The 18638-nt window shown below is 70.4% G+C and carries 15 protein-coding genes and 1 pseudogene; 13 read left to right on the plus strand and 3 right to left on the minus strand.

Annotated features, from left to right (window positions below; genetic code table 11):
• A partial coding sequence (locus AB1673_08325) for a transglycosylase domain-containing protein (protein ID MEW6153976.1) occupies window positions 1–2241 on the plus strand: 2241 nt, incomplete at its 5' end.
• Window positions 2242–2298: 57 nt separating this feature from the next.
• Here AB1673_08325 and AB1673_08330 read toward each other — a convergent pair.
• Entirely contained in the window at window positions 2299–2469 is a 171-nt protein-coding gene (locus AB1673_08330; GenBank protein ID MEW6153977.1) for a hypothetical protein, read from the minus strand.
• A gap of 65 nt (window positions 2470–2534) precedes the next feature.
• Here AB1673_08330 and panB point away from each other — a divergent pair, with 65 nt between their 5' ends.
• The 12 genes and pseudogenes from panB (at window position 2535) to AB1673_08390 (ending at window position 16019) form a co-directional block, all read left to right on the plus strand.
• Window positions 2535–3395, plus strand: a complete 861-nt coding sequence (gene panB, locus AB1673_08335; GenBank protein MEW6153978.1) for a 3-methyl-2-oxobutanoate hydroxymethyltransferase — start codon at window positions 2535–2537, stop codon at window positions 3393–3395.
• Window positions 3392–3994: a DUF192 domain-containing protein gene (locus AB1673_08340; protein ID MEW6153979.1), complete on the plus strand. Its 603-nt coding sequence runs from the start codon at window positions 3392–3394 to the stop codon at window positions 3992–3994. The genes panB and AB1673_08340 overlap by 4 nt, the downstream gene beginning before the upstream one ends.
• A gap of 138 nt (window positions 3995–4132) precedes the next feature.
• Window positions 4133–6292, plus strand: coding sequence for a sigma-70 family RNA polymerase sigma factor (locus AB1673_08345; protein MEW6153980.1), 2160 nt, complete (start codon window positions 4133–4135; stop codon window positions 6290–6292).
• Between the two features lie 196 nt (window positions 6293–6488).
• Window positions 6489–6890, plus strand: coding sequence for a 30S ribosomal protein S6 (rpsF, locus tag AB1673_08350; GenBank protein ID MEW6153981.1), 402 nt, complete (start codon window positions 6489–6491; stop codon window positions 6888–6890).
• A gap of 4 nt (window positions 6891–6894) precedes the next feature.
• Window positions 6895–7377 (plus strand): single-stranded DNA-binding protein, encoded by a 483-nt coding sequence (ssb, locus tag AB1673_08355; GenBank protein ID MEW6153982.1) that lies wholly within the window; start codon window positions 6895–6897, stop codon window positions 7375–7377.
• Window positions 7377–7637, plus strand: a pseudogene (gene rpsR, locus AB1673_08360) (30S ribosomal protein S18). The gene ssb and the pseudogene rpsR overlap by 1 nt, the downstream one beginning before the upstream one ends.
• 179 nt (window positions 7638–7816) lie before the next feature.
• The gene (gene rplI / locus AB1673_08365) at window positions 7817–8263 is read left to right on the plus strand and encodes a 50S ribosomal protein L9 (protein ID MEW6153983.1); all 447 of its coding nucleotides are present in this window, start codon (window positions 7817–7819) and stop codon (window positions 8261–8263) included.
• Between the two features lie 127 nt (window positions 8264–8390).
• Complete coding sequence (locus AB1673_08370) at window positions 8391–11057, plus strand: replicative DNA helicase (GenBank protein ID MEW6153984.1); 2667 nt, start codon at window positions 8391–8393, stop codon at window positions 11055–11057.
• Between the two features lie 512 nt (window positions 11058–11569).
• Window positions 11570–11824, plus strand: a complete 255-nt coding sequence (locus AB1673_08375; protein MEW6153985.1) for a hypothetical protein — start codon at window positions 11570–11572, stop codon at window positions 11822–11824.
• Window positions 11825–11849: 25 nt separating this feature from the next.
• The gene (locus AB1673_08380; protein ID MEW6153986.1) at window positions 11850–12230 is read left to right on the plus strand and encodes a PIN domain-containing protein; all 381 of its coding nucleotides are present in this window, start codon (window positions 11850–11852) and stop codon (window positions 12228–12230) included.
• Window positions 12231–12528: 298 nt separating this feature from the next.
• Window positions 12529–13530 carry an ATP-binding protein gene (locus AB1673_08385; GenBank protein MEW6153987.1) on the plus strand — a complete coding sequence of 334 codons (1002 nt, stop codon included), beginning with the start codon at window positions 12529–12531 and terminating at the stop codon, window positions 13528–13530.
• Window positions 13531–13565: 35 nt separating this feature from the next.
• Entirely contained in the window at window positions 13566–16019 is a 2454-nt protein-coding gene (locus tag AB1673_08390; protein ID MEW6153988.1) for a S8 family peptidase, read from the plus strand.
• A gap of 273 nt (window positions 16020–16292) precedes the next feature.
• On the opposite strand, the gene AB1673_08395 is transcribed toward AB1673_08390, so the two are convergent.
• Entirely contained in the window at window positions 16293–16943 is a 651-nt protein-coding gene (locus AB1673_08395; protein MEW6153989.1) for a hypothetical protein, read from the minus strand.
• A gap of 272 nt (window positions 16944–17215) precedes the next feature.
• Entirely contained in the window at window positions 17216–18190 is a 975-nt protein-coding gene (locus AB1673_08400) for a hypothetical protein (GenBank protein ID MEW6153990.1), read from the minus strand.
• Window positions 18191–18638: the final 448 nt, after the last annotated feature.

Genomic DNA, 18638 nt, shown 5'->3' on the forward strand with positions numbered 1-18638 from the left:
TCACGGGCTCGGGGCCGAGGCCCGGGCCCCGCTCAGCCCGGTGGTCCCGCTCGCCGCCCCGGCGGCGCTGGTCCCCAAGGCGGGCGCGCCCGGGGACGCGGTCCGGGTGGGCGCCGGCCCGGGCGGTTCTGGCGTTACCGGCGCATCTGGTTCATGTTCGCCTTCTTGGCCTTCACGGGGCTGGCCGGAGCGGCGTGGGTCATCACCCAGATCCCCTTGCCGTCCGAGGCCCCCCTGGCCGAGACGACGCTCATCTACGACGCCTCCGGCCAGCAGATCGCCGAGCTGCACGGGGTCGAGAACCGCTACCCGGTGTCGATCGACCAGGTACCGGCCATCACCCAGGCGGCCATCATCGCCTCCGAGGACCGCCAGTTCTTCAACCACCGGGGCGTTGACCCGTGGAGCATCCTGAGAGCCACGTGGGCCGACATTCGTAGCCGCGGGGTGACCCAGGGCGGCTCGACGATCACCCAGCAGTACGTGAAGAACCAGATCGTGGGCGACGACCGCACGCTCGTACGCAAGCTCAAAGAGGCGGTCGTGGCCGTCAAGCTGGAGCGGCAGTACACCAAACCCGAGATCTTGGAGAAGTACCTCAACACGGTCTACTTCGGCCGGGGGGCCTACGGCATCCAGGCTGCGGCCATCGCCTACTTCGGCAAGAACGACGTCACCGAGCTCGACCTCAAGGAGTCGGCCTACCTGGCCGGGCTGATCCGTACGCCCTCGACCGGAGACGTGTTCAACGACCCCGAGACGGCCTACTACCTACGGACGTCGGTCCTGCGCAACATGGTCAAGGACGGCTCGATCAGCCAGGAGCAGGCCGACGAAGCCGAGGCCACCCGCATCGAGCAGTACGTGTTCACCCCCGAACCGGCCGACACCACCTTCACCAACGTGTCCAACGGGGCCGAGTACTTCGTGGAGTACGTGCGCCAGCGCCTGGTGGCCGCCTATGGCGAGGACCGGGTGTTGCGGGGCGGGCTGCGGGTGCACACGACCCTCGACCCCAAGGTCCAGGCCATGGCCTACCGGAGCGTCTATGACACCCTCAGTGGCCCCGACGACCCCGTTGGCTCCCTGGTCTCCCTCGACCCCGAGGGCCGGGTGGTCGCCATGGTCGGCAACCGCGACTGGTCGCAGTCGCAGGTGAACGTGGCGGTGGGCCAGGAGGGGGGCGGGGGCGGGCGCCAGGGTGGTTCGGCCTTCAAGCCGTTCGTGCTGGCCGAGGCCATCAACCAAGGCATCCCTGTCGACTCGAAGTACTACCCGGCCCCGGCCAAGATCGGGCCGCTGCCCGGTTGGGAGCAGGAGGTCAACAACTACGGCAACACCGGGTTCGGTTACATCAACCTGGCTGAGGCCACGGTCCACTCGGTCAACACGGTCTACGCCCAGGTTGTCGACGAGGTAGGCCCGGCCAACGTCGTCAACATGGCCAAGAACCTCGGGATCACGTCCGATCTGACGCCCGTGCCGTCGATCACCCTGGGGAGCCAGGAGGTCTCGGTCATGGAGATGGCCACCGCATACCTGACGTTCTACCGCGACGGCATCCACGTCGACCCCCGGGTGATCAGCCGGATCACCGAAGGCGGCACGACGGTCGTCGAGGACAAGCCGACCGGTGCCCGCCGGGCCATCCCCGAGGAAGTGGCCCAGAAGGTGAAGTCGGTGCTCGGTCTGGTCGTGAACCGGGGTTCGGGTTACCTGGCGTCGCTGCCCAACAGCGACGTGTGGGGCAAGACGGGGACGACCGACGAGTACGGCGACGCCTGGTTCGTAGGTGCGAACGAGAAGCTGGTCACCGCCGTGTGGATCGGCTACGCCGAGGGCCAGTCCCGCTCGCTCTACAACGTCCAGCGGGTCGCCAAGGTCTCGGGTGGCACCCTCCCGGCTCTGATCTTCCGCAACTTCATGAACGCGGCCGCCCCGGGCGACGGCCGGTCGGCCACCCTGCCGGCGGTGAACGCCGCCCAACTCAACTCGTCGACCCCGGGGGTGACCACGACGGTGGCGCCCGCTCCGGCCAGCGAGCAGGTGGCCGAGACGACCACCACCACCACGGTGGCTCAACCGACGACCACACTGGCCCCGGCCTCCCAGCCCCTCACCACCCCGACCACCGAGCCTGCGGCCCCGCCCACCACGACGCCGGTGCTGATCAGCCCCCCCAGCTTCCCCACGCCGTCAACTGTTCCCCGTCCCGACGTGCGCCGCCCCGACCTGCCCTGACGCGGTAGGGGCTGGTTGCCTCGGGGGCTGCGCCCCCGACGCACGGGCTGCAAGCGCCTAGCCCTCGTCGTCCGCCGGTTCGTGCGGGAAGCGGGCCACGCACTCGGGGCACCACAACTGTGAGGCGGCGGGCTCGGCGCCCGGATTGACGGGCGGCCACACCGAGGTCAGGTCCTCCTCGTCGCGGGCGCAGTTCTCGCAGACGGGGGAGGCAGGGGTGATCGCCACGGTCCAACAGTAGACTCACGGCACCGCCGGCAGCCCGATGGCGCTGGACGGGAGGAGACGCGCAAGTGGCCCAGAACATCACCGTCCCAGCCGTCAGAGCACGCAAAGGAGGCGTCCCCCTCGTCATGGTCACGGCCTATGACACACCCGGGGCGCGCATCGCCAGCGAAGCGGGCGCCGACATCGTGCTGGTGGGCGATTCGGTCGGCATGGTCGTGCTCGGTTACGACGACACCCTCCAAGTGACGCTGGCCGACATGGTCCACCATGTGGCCGCCGTGGCCCGCGCCCGGCCCGACGCCTTGGTCGTGGCCGACCTGCCGTGGCTCACCTACCACGTCTCGGTGGAGGACACCGTGCGCAACGCGGCCACGCTGATCAGGGCCGGCGCCCGGGCCGTGAAGCTGGAGGGCGGCGCCGTGCGGGTGCCGATGGTGGAGGCGCTGGCCGACGCCCAGGTCCCGGTCATGGGCCACGTCGGCCTCACGCCGCAGTCTGTGAACACGATGGGCGGTTACCGGGTCCAGGGCCAGCAGCCTGAGGCGGCCGCCGCCCTGGTGGCCGACGCCCAGGCCCTTGAGGGCGCGGGCTGCTTTGCCATCGTGATCGAAGGGGTCCCGGCCGAGGTCGCCCGGGCCGTCACGGCCGCGGTCGGCGTCCCCACCATCGGGATCGGGGCTGGCCCTTGGTGCGACGGCCAGGTGCTCGTCTTCCACGACCTGCTGGGGCTCGAGGACCGGGTCCTACCCCGCTTCGTCCGCCGTTACGCGTCACTGAAGGCCGACGCCGTCGCTGCCGTGGCCGCCTTCGCCGATGACGTTCGGGAGGGGCGCTTCCCGTCCGATGCCGAGAGCTACCACGTCTCGGCCGACTTCGTGACGACCCACCTCGGGGGTTGGCCTGACGCCGCCGGTCGGTCGGCGTGAGCGAGGCGGCTACCGCCCCTGCCCCGGCCCGCAAGCCACGTGACCTCCACGAGCGCGACCGGCGGCGGGCACCCCGCTTCCCACCCGGGCCCGGGGCTCAGCAGTGGATGATCGTCGTGCTGCTGGTTGCGGGCGTGGTCAGCCTGGTCGTCAAAGGCGCCGACAGCCCGGCCGACCCGTTCTTCCGGACCGAGGGCCGTGCCCCCGTCGAGGGCTTCGGGGAGATCGCCTTCCGGGTCGACACGGTGGAGGCGGTGCGCTGCGCCCTCCTGGCCCAGACGGCCCTCCAGCAGAGCCGGGGACTGATGGGCCACACCGACCTGGGCGGCTACGACGGCATGCTGTTCGCCTTCCCGGCCGACACCACCACTCGCTTCTTCATGCGGGCGACCCCCCTGGCGCTCTCGATCGCCTGGTTCGACGCCGGCGGCCGCTATCTGGCGGCGACGGACATGGAGCCGTGCGACGACCGCCCCGACTGCCCGGACTATCCACCTCCCGGCCCCTACCGCTACGCGCTGGAGGTGCCCCAGGGATCGCTCCCGGCTCTGGGCGTAGGCCCTGGTTCGGTGCTCTCGGTGGGAGGGCCTTGTGAGTGAGCGGTCGCCGGTGGCCGGCCCGCCCGCGGTCATGGAGGCGTCCGTCTCTCCGACCCCCGACCTACTCGGAGAGGCGGACGCTCTGGCATGTAGACGGCCGTCGGAGCTGTCGATGACGCGGGTCGCGGAACTTTTCTGATGGCTGCACCCCACCTCGCCCCGCTCCGCGACGCCGAGGGGGCCAGCGACGCCGAACTGGTCGACGCCGCCCGGCGGGGGGAGACCGGGGCTTTCGACGAGCTCTACCGGCGTCACTCGGGGGCCGCCCTGGTTGCCGCCCAGGCCGTGGTCCGCAACCCCCACGACGCGGCCGACGCCGTGGCCGACGCCTTCGCCAAGCTCCTGGTGTCGCTCCCCGCGACCCGTGACTTCCGGTCCTATCTGGCCGTCACCGCCCGCAACAGCGCCCGCGACATCGTCCGCCGGTCCCGGCGGGCCGAGCCCACCGACCGAGCCGGCGAGCGCCCCGCCCCGGGAGTGGCGGCCCTTCTTGCCGAGGCCGAGCTGGAACCGCCCGACGCCCTGCTCGCCCGGGAGGACGGCCGGGTGATAGCCGAGGCCTACTCCCGCCTCCCCGACCGCTGGCGGCGGGCGCTGTGGCTCATCGACGTCGAGCAGCGGTCGACCCGCGACGCCGGGGCCGTCCTCGGCGTCTCGCCCAACAATGCCGCTCAACTGGCCGTGCGTGCCCGGTCGCGGCTGCGGGCCGAGTACTTCCAGGCCCACGTCCGCAACCACGCCCGGCCCGATTGCGCGGTCACGCTCGGGTTGCTGGGCGGCTACGTCGCCGGTTCTGCGTCGGCCCGGGCCCGCCGCAAGGTCGACCTCCACCTAAGCCGGTGCGAGGACTGCCGGGGCCGGGTGTCCGAGCTGGCCGACGTGGCCGGCGTCCTACGGAGGTCGGTGTTGCCGTTGCCGGTGGCGGTTGCCGCCTGGGGTGGCGGCGGTCCGCTGCGGGCGCTGCGCGACTGGGCCGAACGGCTGCTGGGCCGGGGCTCGGCGGCCGGCGGGTCGCCCGTGGGCGAGGCCCTCGGGCAGGTGGCCGTCGTCGCTCCCACGCTGGAGCGCCTCGTCGGGGGCGCCTCGGCCGCCGCCTTGGCCGTGGGACTGTCGGTCCTGGCCGTTGGTACTCCCGACCCGGGCCGACAGGCCGCGCCGCCCCGGACCACGACCTCGGTCGCAGTAGCCCTGCCGCCCGCCGGAGGTCCGCCCCCCGTCCGCCTCAGCCCGGCTGTGGCGCGAGCCGGCCCGACTGTGACGGCCATGCCCGGCCGCGGGCCGGTGCCTGCTGTCCGGGCGCCTACCGGACCGCTCGGCGGCGCCGGTGCTATGGCCGAGACGCCCGTGCCGGGTGCGTCCACCCTGCCCTCGTCACCACCGGCCGACGGCGTCCCTGCGCCTCCTGTCGCTCCCGGCCTCGAGGGCCTGAGCCTCCCCGGCGCGGTCATGGCCGTGGGAGATCCTTCGTTTTCCGACCTTGCGGGCTTGGAGCGTGTGGGCAGGGCCCTCTCGGGCGTGGACCTCCCCGCGGTGGACCTCCCGGCGGTGGACCTCCCGGCGGTGGACCTCCCGGCGGTGGACCTCCCCCGTGTGACGCTGTCTGGTCCCGACGGTTCGGGTGCCGACCTGGCCGGGGCCTCGGTCGGGGGGACCGCGCTGGGGGGCGCGGTCGCCGGCCTCCTCCCGCCCCCCGGCGACAGCCCCCTGGCCACCGCCGTGCCGGTCGGGCACCGGGGAGGCCGGCCGGCGTCGTTGGCTGCGGTGCTGGGGATCGACCAGGGACCACCGAGGGGGGCCCCGCTCGCCCTCCCCGCCTTGGCCCGACTGGTCGGAGGCGCGGCCGTCTCCTCCCAGGCGGGAGGAAGCCCCTCACCTACGGACCTGGCGGCCCGCCTCCCCACCCTCCTGTCCGAGCTCGTCGGGCCGGTACCCGACCGCCCCATCCGCCCGGTACCGGCCCCGCCCGGCGACGTCCTGCCTGGCCCCCAGGACACCCTTCCGACCCCCCCCACCGGCTTGGGGCTGGGCCAGGTCCTGCCCTCCGTGTCGCCCTCGGGGTGGACGGGCCCGGTTCCTGCCCCTTCCCTTCCCGCCCCGCGCCACGGGCCTCTCCCGTTGCCGCCCCCGGAAGTCGCAGTCACCGGCCCGCCCGCCGGCCCGCCCGCCCCTGGGCCCGACCAGCGCCTCCCACTGGGGCCGCCGCCCTCGCTGCTCCAACCACCCTGGCCCGGGCTCCCGCTGCTCCCTCAGCTCCCCAACCTCGGGGCCGGCCTTCCCAGCAACGGTCTGACTGGCTAGGGTTTGCCCAGGGGGAGTGGCAGCCCGGGTTCCCCCAGCCCCCGGGTAGCCCTCCCCCGCTCACTGTCATACCCCCGTGCCATCGTGGTGCCCGTGTCGGGTTACCATGCATTCACAACCGAACACCCTGCCCCGAGTCACGCGCCCGGGGCCCTGCACACATCTGGTCAGGTCCAGAGGGAGGCGTTGGACGCTCATGCGCCCTTATGAAGTCATGGTCATCTACGACCCGAGCCTGGAGGACGACGCCATCCGGGCCGCGGTCGACCGTTCGACCGAGCTGGTCCGCTCCCGTGGCGGCAACCCCGGTCGGGTCGACCGTTGGGGCAAGCGCCGGTTGGCCTACGAGATCCGCCACCAGCGCGAGGGCTACTACGTCCTCGTAGAGGCGACTGCCGAGCCCGCCGTCATGGCCGAGCTCGACCGGTCGTTGACCCTGGCCGACGAGGTCCTGCGCCACAAGGTCATCAGGCTGCCCGACAGCATCGCCGCCCGCCCGCCCCGACCGGCCAGCCGTCCTGGCCCCGAGACGGCCCCGCCGGCCAACGTCGTCGCCCATGGGGCGACCGAGAGCAGCCCGCGTCCAAACGGAGCGTGAGATCATGTCCAACGGAAACACCGTCACCCTGGTAGGTAACGTCACCCGCGACCCTGAACTTCGGTTCACGGCCACGGGCCAAGCCACGGCCACCTTCGGGTTGGCCGTCAACCGCACGTGGAACGACCGCCAGACCAACGAGCGCCGTGAGGTCACGTCGTTCTTCGACATCGTGTGCTGGCGGGAGATGGCCGAGAACGTCAGCGAGTCCCTGCAGAAGGGCGCCCGCGTGGTCGTCACCGGCCGCCTCGAGCAGCGCTCGTGGGAGACCCCCGAGGGAGACCGGCGGTCGAAGGTCGAGGTCGTGGCCGACGAGGTCGGCCCGTCGCTGCGGTGGGCCACCGCGGAGGTCCGCAAGAACGACAGGAGGGGCCCGGCCGACGGCGGAGGTCCCGGCGGGGCCCCGAGCGGCGGGTCGTCCCGTCCCCAGGCGCCGGCGTCGTCCGACCCCGGCCCGACCTACGACTACGGGGAGGAGCCCTTCTAATGGCTCGGGACCGCGAGCGCGACCGCGAACGGCGGCGCACGCCGAAAGACACCGGCCGGCGGGTCAAGAAGAAGGTGTGCATCTTCTGCAAAGAGCACATCGACTGGGTCGACTACAAAGACGTCAACCTGCTGCGCCGCTTCATGTCCGACCGGGGCAAGATCCGTGCCCGCCGGGTGTCGGGCAACTGCTCCCAGCACCAGCGTGACGTGGCCATCGCCATCAAGACGGCCCGCGAGCTCGCTCTGTTGCCCTACACCCAGCGGGCCGTCAACGAGCGGGGCCCGGGCCGGGGCGGCCGACCGCCGCGCGACGGTGGTCGGGGTGGCTTCGGGGGCCCGAGCTCCGGGCCGGCGGCCGGCGAGGCTGCGCCCGGTGACGGTGCCGACGAACTGACCGACACCGCGGGCGACGACGGGAGCACCGAGGAGGAGTCGGAGTGAAGGTCATCCTTCGGGCCGACGTGCCCAACGTAGGCCGCAAAGGCGACGTGCTCGACGTCGCCGACGGCTTCGCTCGTAACTACCTCGTGCCCAAGGGGTTTGCCCTGCGGGCGTCCGACGGTGCCTTGGCCCAGGCCGAGGGCATGCGCCGGGCCCGGGCCCTCAAGGAGGCGCGCGACCGCGAGGGGGCCGAGGAGGTCGCCCGCAAGCTGACTCCCACGGTCATCCGTATCCCGGCTCGGGCCGGGAGCGAAGGCCGCCTGTTCGGTTCGGTCACCGTCGGCGACCTGGCCGAGGCCGTCCTGGCCCAGACGGGTGTGACTGTCGACCGCCGCCGCATCAGCCTCGACGAGCCCATCAAGAGCCTCGGTTCCCACGAGGTCGCCCTGCGGCTCCACACCGACGTCGAGGTCCGGCTCCAGGTGGAGGTCGTGGCGCAGTAGCCCGTCACCTGGGGGTTACAATGGTCGAACGTATGTTCGACCCCTCTAATCCCCAGGGGTGGGAGCTTCGCCCACAGGAAGATCCCCTAGCGGTCCCCATGGCCGAGGGGCGAGGCTCGTGACGCCGATGGTCCAACCCCTCGAAGACGCGCGCCGCCGCCGCCCGCCCGCCCGCAGCAGCAGTGGCGGCCGGGTGCCCCCTCATAACCTCGAAGCCGAGGAGTCCCTGCTGGGGGCCATGCTGCTCAGCCGCGACGCCATCGTCTCGGCCGTCGAGCTCCAGCTCGGTGCCGAGTCGTTCTACCGGCCGGCCCACGGCCACGTGTTCGACGCCATCACGTCGATCTACGCCCAGGGGGAGCCCGCTGACCCGGTCACGGTGGCCGAGGAGCTGCGCCGGGCCGGGCTGCTCGACGCCATCGGTGGCCCGCCCGCCCTCGTCGGCCTCCAGGCCAACACCCCCGCCATCGGCAACGCGGCCCGCTACGCCCGCATCGTCGAGGAGCACGCCCTGCTGCGCAAGCTGATCGGGGTGGCGGGCGAGATCGCCGAGATGGGCTACTCGATGCCCGACGACGTCACCGCCGCCATCGACGAAGCCGAGGCCATGGTGTTCGACGTGGCCCAACGCCGGGTCACCGACACCCTGGCGCCCCTGCGTGACCTCCTCGAGCGCCAGCTCGACCGCATCGAGGCGCTGTTCGAGCGGGGCAACGACATCACCGGCGTGCCCACGGGTTACATCGACCTCGACCAACAGCTCGCCGGCCTCCAGCCCTCCAACCTGGTCATCGTGGGGGGCCGGCCTGGCACGGGCAAGACGTCGTTCGCCCTGGGGATCGTCACCCACGCGGCCGTCGAGAGCCGCACCCCCGTGCTGTTGTTCTCCCTCGAGATGAGCCACCTCGAGCTCACCCAACGGATGCTGTGCTCGGAGGCCCGGGTCGACGCCACCCGCATGCGCAACGGCCGTCTGCTCGAGGCCGACTGGCCCAAGATCAGCCACGCCGTCGGTCGCCTGGCCGAGGCCCCGGTCTACATCGACGACAACCCTCACCTGACGGTCATGGAGATCCGGGCCAAGGCCCGGCGCCTGAAGAGCCGCTCAGGCCTGGGCCTCATCGTCATCGACTACCTCCAGCTCATGGCCGGCCGCCAGAGCGCCGAGAACCGCCAGGTCGAGGTGTCCGAGATCTCCCGGGGCCTCAAGATCCTGGCCCGCGAGCTCGAGGTGCCGGTCGTCGCCTTGTCCCAGCTTTCGCGCGGTCTCGAGTCACGGGCTGACAAGCGTCCCCAGTTGGCCGACCTGCGAGAGAGCGGGTGCATGCCGGCGACGACACGGGTCGCAATGGCCGACGGGACCGAGCGGACACTGGGCGAGCTCCTGCTGAGCCAGGACCGGCCCGACGTCTGGTCGCTCGACGACGAGTGGCGGTTGGTGGCGGCGCCGATGACCAAGGTGTTCCCCTCAGGCATAAGGCCGGTGTACCGGTTGCGGCTGGCGTCGGGCCATGAGGTCGATGCCACGGCCAACCACCCGTTCCGTACAGTTTCGGGGTGGCGTGCCCTCGGCACGCTCGCTCCCGGCGACCACCTGGCCGTACCGCGCCGCGCCGGTCCGGTCGCGCCCGGCGCCCCCTGGGACGACGACGAGGTCGTCCTGCTGGCCCACCTCCTGGGCAACGGGTCGATCGGCCCCGCGGACGTGAGGTGCTCGGCGGCCGACCCGGCCAACAGCGCGGTTGTCACCGACGCCGCCCGCCGCCTGTTCGGGAGCGAGGTCACCGGCCCCAACGTCGGGGGCACCGGGTTGCTGCGGCTGCCCAGCCCTTACCGGGTGACTCCTGGTCGCCGCCACCCCATCCGGAACTGGTTGGAGCCGCTGGGGATCTGGGGGTCACGATCGCACGAGAAGTTCGTCCCCGAGGTGCTGTACCGCCTTCCCGACGACCAGCTCCGGCTGTTCCTGCGCCATCTGTGGGCGGCGGGCGGTTCGATCAGGGTGAGCCGCAACCGCAGGGGCCAGAAGGTCCAGGTGTACTACTCGACGCCGAGCCGGCGAATGGCCGACGGCGTGCGGCGCTTGCTGCTGCGAATGGACGTGCGCTGCCGGGTCAGCCCGGCCCGCAAGGCGGCTTACCAGGAGGCCTGGCGCGTTCGCATCGAGGGCGCTGACAACCAGACCCGGTTCCTCGTGGGCGTCGGGTGCCATGGGGCAGGCGGCGCGTCCATTCCCGAGGCGCTGTCGATCCTCGGCAACGGCGAAGCCAAACCAGACCGGGACTTCGTGCCGTGGGAGGTGGCGGGCCGGGTCGAGGCGGCGGCCGCGTCCGCGGGCGTGACCCACCGCGAGCTCGCCGCCCACCTCGGCGACCGGCACGGCGGCTCCTTCCTTCTCGGGAGCGAGGGCCGGCCCCGCCGGTTCTCCCGGGACCACCTGCGGCGCATGGGCGAGCTGGTACAGGGCCCCGAGCTGGTCGCCCTCGCCACCTCCGACGTGTTCTGGGACCAGGTCGTGGAGATCTCACCCCTCGGGGAGCAACCCACCTTCGACGCCACCGTCGACGGCACGCACAACTTCGTGGCCAACGGCGTGGTGGCCCACAACTCGCTGGAGCAGGACGCCGACGTGGTCGTCTTCCTCTACCGCGACGAGGTCTACAACCGCGATTCCCCCGACCGCGGCACCGCCGAGGTCATCGTGGCCAAGCACCGCAACGGCCCCACTGGCATGACCCAGCTCGCCTTCCTCGACCACTACACCCGCTTCGCCAACATGGCCAAGGGCGTCTGATCATCTGTAGGGACGCGGTGAGAATGATCAGTAGCGCGCCCAACATGACCATGAAGTGGTCACTCCTTCGGCCGCGCTTGGCGCGACGGGAGATGATCGCGTCGACATCGTAGCCAGCCTCCGCTTCGTCGGCTAAGGCTTCAATGAGGTCGTCATCCATGGGCTTGCCTGACTCCGCGCGTCCGTAGATGCGCTTGGTCATGGCTCGAGGAGCCTCCGGAAGACGGCGCGAAGGGGCGATGACAAGCCACCGGTCAGGGCCGTCGCCGAGATCGTCGATGGCCATGGAGTGTTCGAAAGCGTGGAGGATGTCGTCGTCGGCGATCCCGTGGCGTCGAGCGGAGGAGTGGATCTCCACACGCACCTTCTGCACTACGAAAGTCATCACCCCGGATGGCCCGCGTCGATCTGTCCAGCCCGAAGAGCACGCCGCACCGTCGATCGGGGACACCCCTCACTGGCCTCCCAGCCGGCTCCAGAGCCCGTAGCACCCCGTGCTACACTTCCCCACCGTGAGCCGGGAGATCAGTCAGCGAGAGCTACGCAATCGCAGCGGCGAGATCATGCGCGAACTCGACGAGGGCGCGAGCTTCGTGGTGACGCGCAATGGTGTGCCCGTGGGTGAACTGACGCCGCTCCGTCGCCATCGGTTCGTTGCCACGGAAGCCGCCGTAGCGGTGTTCAGGAGCGCCCCACCGGTCGACTACGAGCGCTTCCGAGCCGATCTCGACGCCGCTGCGGACCAAGACCCACTGCCACGTGGCTAGGGAGGAGCGGCCTGAGCGGGGGGTCTTGGACACGTCCGCCCTAATCGATCTCGAGGAGGTCGATGTCGACCGCCTTCCGCGGGCAATCGCCGTCAGCGCTCTCACGATGGCCGAGCTCGCAGCCGGCCCGCACGCCTCAGCCGATCCCGACGAGCGAAGCAGCCGCCAGGACCGCCTGCAGCGCGCCGAAGCCGCCTTCGATCCCATCCCATTCGACGCGGAGGCCGCTCGTGCCTACGGCCGGGTCTTCGCCGCAGTGGCGGCCACTGGCCGAAAGGCACGCGGCCCCCGAGCTGTCGACCTCCTCATCGCGGCCACGGCACTCGCGCTCGACCTGCCCCTGTACACCCGGAATGGTGATGACTTTCGGGGCCTGGAGAAGCTCGTGCGCGTGGTCGTCGTCTAGGCAGGGGCCGGGAAGTCCGGCCCTCGGGCGCTCCTCCCGCGACGCCGGAGCCGTCGATCTGGGAGGGCCGCTCCGGTGCCAACTGCATCCTCGGTTCTAGTCCGAACCCCCGTCGGATCGGTTCGTCGTGTCGGACTTCGGCCGCATCGCACGGTGATACGTGCTGCAAGTGCCCGGCTGACGTCACTTGAGAAGGACTTCATGCGGTGTCCGTATCGGGCACAGCTGGCGCCTGGGCGATGAGGGTCGCCGACGCCGTCACACCGCCTGGATACGCTGACCAGATGGGAGGTGACTCTTGGCCCGCAGCGACCTCGTGAAGGCACTGATCCGCAGCTACTCACGGGGCGACGACGCCGCGTTCCAGTCGGCGGCCGAGGCGGTCATAGCTGACGAGCGACGGAAGCGCCACGATCTCCTGGCCGACGAGCTGGCCGCGATCCTCGCCGAGCCCCCGCAGGCGTCGGCGCGTCGCCGGCCACTTCAGGTCTCGTCGCTGAAGCCCCTGCCGAAGTCACGCGACGACCACCCGCTCCTTACGATCATCCAGCCCCGCTGGTCCTTCCAGGACCTCGTGCTCGACGAGACGATCATGACGGTGCTCGACTCAATCGTCGACGAGTTCCGGCAGCGCTCCACCCTGCGCGCCCATGGTGTGGAGCCACGATCGAGCCTGCTGCTCGTCGGGCCTCCCGGCACGGGCAAGACCGTGACCGGTGAGGCCATCGCGGGCGAGCTCGGGCTCGCGGTCGCTCGAATCCAGCTGGCGACGGTGGTGTCGTCGTACCTAGGTGAGACGGCCCGGAACCTTGAGCAGATCTTCGGCTTCCTGAACACTGGATCGTGGGTGCTGCAGTTCGACGAGTTCGACATGCTCGGACGCGAGCGTTCTGACCGGTCCGATCACGGCGAGCTGCGGCGTGTCGTCGCAGCGATGCTCCAGATCATCGACGAGAACAACGCCGACTCGATCTTCGTGGCGACGTCGAACCATCCGTCACTGCTCGACTCAGCGGTGTGGCGCCGGTTCGACGAGGTCATAACGTTCGGCCTGCCGGACGCTACAGCGCGAAGCGCGCTCTTGGAGCGCAAGCTGCGAGGTGTGAAGGTCGACATCGACGTTCAGTCGGCGACGAAGGCGCTCGATGGGTTCAGCGCTGCCGAGATCGAGTCGGTTTGCCTCAACGCCATCCGGCTGATGGTACGCAGGTACGACAAGACCGTCACCGACGCGCACCTTCGGTACGGCATGGAGCGAGAAGAGGCACGGCGACGAGCGATCAGCACCTCCCAGGACTAGCCCCTCCCGGGGGCGTCCGTCGCGGTCTGCACCTCTTGCGACTGGCACGGACGCTCGAACCGAGCGAGCGGCGGCAGAAGAAGGGGTTCGGCGGCGGACGGAAGCACGACGATCTGCCCGGTCACGGCGAGCGCATCCAGCTCCGCGCCAAGGAGATCGCGATGCGCCACGTCGAGCGACCGAAGGTGCTCGGTGTCGATCCGCGCCTGATCCTCGTGTTCGAGCTCGAAGGCCCGGTCGACCTCGACGCCTTCCGCCTGGCGGGCCTGCGAGTCCTCGACGGATCGGACCGTCGGGTCGTCGTCGCCTTCGCCGATGACCCCGAGCTCGTCGTGTTCCACGAGCGCCTCGACGCGATGCAGCGCGGCGTGCCCGAAGGCAGGAAGAACGAGCCCTACGCCGCGTTCTTCGACGCCATCGAGTCGCTCCGGACGCTCGACGCCAACGATGGTATGACCGACGCGCTGCGCGCGGCGATCGGCCGCTCCGCGCTCGATGATCTGCTCCGAGTCGACGTCGAGTGCTGGCACCCCGACGACCGAGACATCGCCGCGTCCTGGCTGACCGAGCTCGAGAGTGCGGTCACCGCAGCCGGCGGGCGCGTGGCCGACAAGTTCACGCACGATGGCGCCGGTCTGCTGCTGGCGCGGGCCTACGTGCCTGCTGGTCGAGTCGCCGAGCTCGCCGAGCTGGACTTTGTGGCGCGGATCGATGTGCTGCCGACCCCGGCGCTCACGCTCCCGCAGCTGTACGGCGACGAGCTGCGCGACATGCGGCCGGTCGCGCCACCTGCGGATGACGCGCCGATCGTGGGTATCGTCGACAGCGGCGTCCGCTCCGCACATCCGTTGCTCGCCGGCGTCGTGCTCGCCGCAGATGCGATCGGCACCGGCATCACCGAGGGCGAGGACCAGCACGGGCACGGCACGATGGTCGCGGCACTCGTCGCCCACGGTCCGATCGAGGCGGTGATCACGCGCTCGGTGCCCGTGCCGCCGCTCTGTCGGATCGTGTCGGCTCGTGTGCTCGACGCCAACAACGAGTTCCCTGATGAGGATCTGTGGGAGCACGATCTTGCCGACGCCATCACGTGGTGCATCGAACAGGGTGCGTCGGTTATCAACGTGTCGCTCGGAAATGCCCGCTCGGTCCTCTGGGCACCGCGCCAGCTTGCCGGCGCCGCGGTCATTGACGACCTCGCTCGACGCCACGACGTCACGATCGTGACCTGCGCCGGGAACATCGCGCCGGCTGACTACTTAATGGACGTCGACGATGGCACCGCTGTTACCTATCCCGAGCGGCTCCTCGCTGCCGACCACGCCCGCTTGATCGATCCCGCGCCGGCGATGCTCGCGCTGACGGTCGGCGCCGTCACCGATGCTGCCGCCGCGACGGGACTGGCGACGAGGGAGACGGTGGTCCGGGTTCCAATGGGGAAGCCCGGATGGCCGTCACCTTTCACCCGCGTCGGTCCTGGTGTCGCCGGGGCAGTCAAGCCCGAACTCGTCGAACGCGGCGGCACGCTGGGGATCGAGTCGGGGCGGTTCGTCAACAACGACGCCGAGCTGGCGGTGGTGAGTGCGGGAGCGCGGGCCGACCGTCCACTCATCCACGCCTGCGGCACAAGCTTCGCCGCGCCCCTCGTCACTCGGATCGCGGCCGGGGTGAAGGCGCGGTTCCCCAGCTTCTCCGCCAACCAGGTTCGAGCCCTGGTGCTCGCGTCCGCAGCGCCGCTTGAGTTCGGCAAGGAGATCGAAGCGAGTGGTCCGGCGGCGCAGCAGGACGCCGTCCGTCGGCTCGTCGGCTACGGCCGACCCAACATGGCTAAAGCCATCGAGTCGACGTCGCACCGGGTCGTCCTCGTCGCCGAGGATGAGATCGCCGTCGACGGCGTGCACATCTACGAGTTGCCGATCCCCGCCTCGTTCAGGCAGTCCGGTGGACAGAGAGGCATCGACGTCGCGCTCGGCTACAACCCGAAGACCCGCGCGCGACGACTCGACTACCTGTCGAGCCGAATGGAGTTCCACGTCTTCCGCGGGATCACCATCGAGCAAGTGCAGGAGACCGTTGCTCTGCTTGAGGCCGCGTACGAGGTGGTCGACCCCGAGGAGCTCGCCGGCGACGACGAGGAGGAGACGCCCGACGTGGCGGCTGACGAGGCGGCACGGAAGCCGCCGCCTCCGCCGACGATCTCCCAGCTCGGCTCCAAGGTCTCGAAGCTGCTGCCAACATCCTCGATTCGTTCCGCGGGCGCCAACCAGCTGGGACGCAAGGTCTTCAGCCATCGCTTCGACTCCGAGCACGAGCCGGTCCACCTTGTCATCCGCAACACCAACCGCTGGGACGACGACACCGCGACGCAGCCCTACGCGCTCGCGGTTGTGCTTTGGCGCACGGAGGCACAGGAGGAGCTCTACGTCGAGCTCGCCGCGCGGCTCCAAGCGGTCATCGAGCTGCCGGTCGAGATCGAGCTGCAGTTGTGACGATCGGTCGCCTGGCCGAGCTCGGCCTATCGGCGCTTCTCGAGCGGTTCAGAGTGTCCCCCCACTCCGGCGGTATTGCTCCCGCTAGATCAGCCGGTGGCGCTTCGGGCACTGCCTCCAGACGCGTTGGGAGGCGCGCCAGATTCGGCGATCCTGGGCGGATCGGCCCTCAGCGGGGTGCTCGTGATTCACGAGGGCGAACGATCTGTTGCGCTGGGAGCGGGTGAGGCCGCACGCCGCACCGTCGATCGGTCACGGGTTGGCACCCCCTCGCTACCTGCGGCGCACCCGCCCGACAATCCCGGTTCTGGTGCGGCTCGGGACGGAGCGTCCGCGTCGCCTCAGGTCGAGCGCGGTCCGCTCCTTACCGGGCAACCTCGAGCGCCTCTCAGATTGGAAGTAGCTCGCGCGCGACCTCCGCGAGTTGAGGTGGGACAGGTTCCGCCGGCCCCGCCCAGGCGTCAAGTTGGCCTCTGCTCCAGCCGGGGCATCCTCCCCAGGAGAATGCGATCCGCAGTACTCCGAGAGAACGAAGTCCACCGGGGCGTCGACAACCAGCGGATCGTGATACTCGTAGCCCCACTGCGGATGCCGCCCTACAAAGTTGACCCTTCCCACCTCTTCGTACCAGCTACGGAGCGCGAGCGGGAGCCGGCCCACCCGAGCTTCGAGCCCATCCAGCTGAAGCTCGATGTTCGCTGGGGGCGGCTCGAACACCGGCCCATCCGCGTCGAAGATGTAGCCGATCGCGGGAAGCAGCTCGGCGAGCCGCGCGACGTTCTTCCGAACCCGACGCATCGTCTCCCGTACGACTACGAATGCCTCCGGCATGTCGTCGGCGGGTAGGTCGGGACCGAGACTCGTCATCTCCGTCCACACGCCGACCCGGTCCCCGCGGTTGTACCGATCTCGCCAGTGGGCCATGAACCGCAATCGTAGAGACCGACCTTCTGGGCGGCCGGTATCGCCGGCACCCATCGCCGGCGTTCTCGCCGACGGGCCGCCAGAGTCGACTGGTCTCCATCCGATCAAGGGTGCCACGAGCCCGCGGCATGGCGTCGAGTTTTCGGGCGGTCAGGGAGCGGGCGAGTGACCAGGGTGCGCCGGCTGTTCTGGGACACATCCTCTGGCCCACCAAGGCGCACACTGCGGGCATTAGCCAGCGATCGGCCGACCAGGTCGGCGTGCCTGCCGGATCACGGACGCAGAGGCGGAATATCGGTCTCGGCGAGCCGAAGCCGATGCGGTCCGATCTCCTTCGGAACGACGAGCCATCCTGGCGGACCGTTTTCAATCCAGAGGTCGTCGACGCTCACGGCCCAGAGGTCGCAAGGCCAGCGCGCCATGCGAAGAAAGAAGTCGACGTCGAACCTACCCTCGCATAGGAAGATCGCCGGCAGCTCGGCGGAACGACTGCCTGCGATGCCTCCACTGGGGCCCATCCGCCGCCAGTCGAGCCCGTGCCGTACGATGGAGTCGCGATTGGCGGCGGCGCTCAAATGGAACAGCTCGCCCTGGCCGAGGGTGACCTCGATCCTGTCTCGCCGGTTCTCGTGGTACCACGAACGTTCCCTGGCCACCGCCTCCACGACCGCCTCGACCCAGCGATCGTCACCGGGCCGGCGACTGGCCGCTGCGATGACGAGCGCCGGATCGCCGAACGCGTAGGTTCCGTCGCGAGCGCACGCGCCGCAGAGGGTCCCGGAAACGTCGAACTCTTCGAAATGGATGGCATCGTCCGGGTCGTCGGGGAGAACGATCGAGCATTCGTGAAGCGGCGGGTTGCCAGCGAGTTCGGGCGCGTGCAGCGCGATCCAGACGTCCCGCTCGTGCTGGTAATGCCGCCACATCGCCTCATCGCGGGCTGCTTCAGCGGCGGCGGCGGCGTATTCGTCGTCGATTGCCCTTCGTTCCTCGGGAGGCGGCGGCCAAAGGCGCAGGTCGAGCCCGTCACCCCAGTCGGCCGGGCGTTCGCCGGCCACGTAGAAGCGCGACTGCAGCGTGCGGACGACGACGCCGCGCGCCCGGGAGAGCCCCCACACGACAGCTTCCTCCGGAGAGTGGAAACCAGGCGCCGGGTCACCGTCGCGGTGGCAGTACCAACGCGGGCCAGGCGACGGCGGCTCGACTTCAAGCACGAAGAGCGTGCCGCGCCGTCCAAGCTTGCCCATTGCAAAAGGATGCCGTACGTCCGGCTCGTGCAGGCGGCGGGCACTGGTTCTCCGCCCGGCGGCTTTCGGCGTGACCCCAGGCATATCCGGACGGAGGGGTCATGGACAACGCGACACTGGGTCGGATGTCGAAGGAGTGGGAGTCCGGGATCGGCGAACGGGCGGCCAATCTTCAGTCCCGTCATCTGGCGGTTCGCCGCGCCTACGACGCGCGAGACCACGACCTTCACGACTGACGTCGCAGTCGTCGACGACAGGGACAAGCTCGATGTCCTCGCCCTTCGGGAGGTACGACCAACTGCCTGCAACGGGCGCTACTCCGATGTCTACGCAGGCTTCCTCGAACGCCTCACGCTTGGCGCGCTCAACCGCGGTCTCGGCCTGCTTCGAGGTACCCACCGAGCCGGACGACTCCCAACGCGTCACGGTTGCGGTTGAGACCGGTCTG

Source organism: Actinomycetota bacterium (genome assembly GCA_040754375.1).
In the GTDB taxonomy this organism is placed as follows: domain Bacteria; phylum Actinomycetota; class Acidimicrobiia; order Acidimicrobiales; family AC-14; genus JBFMCT01.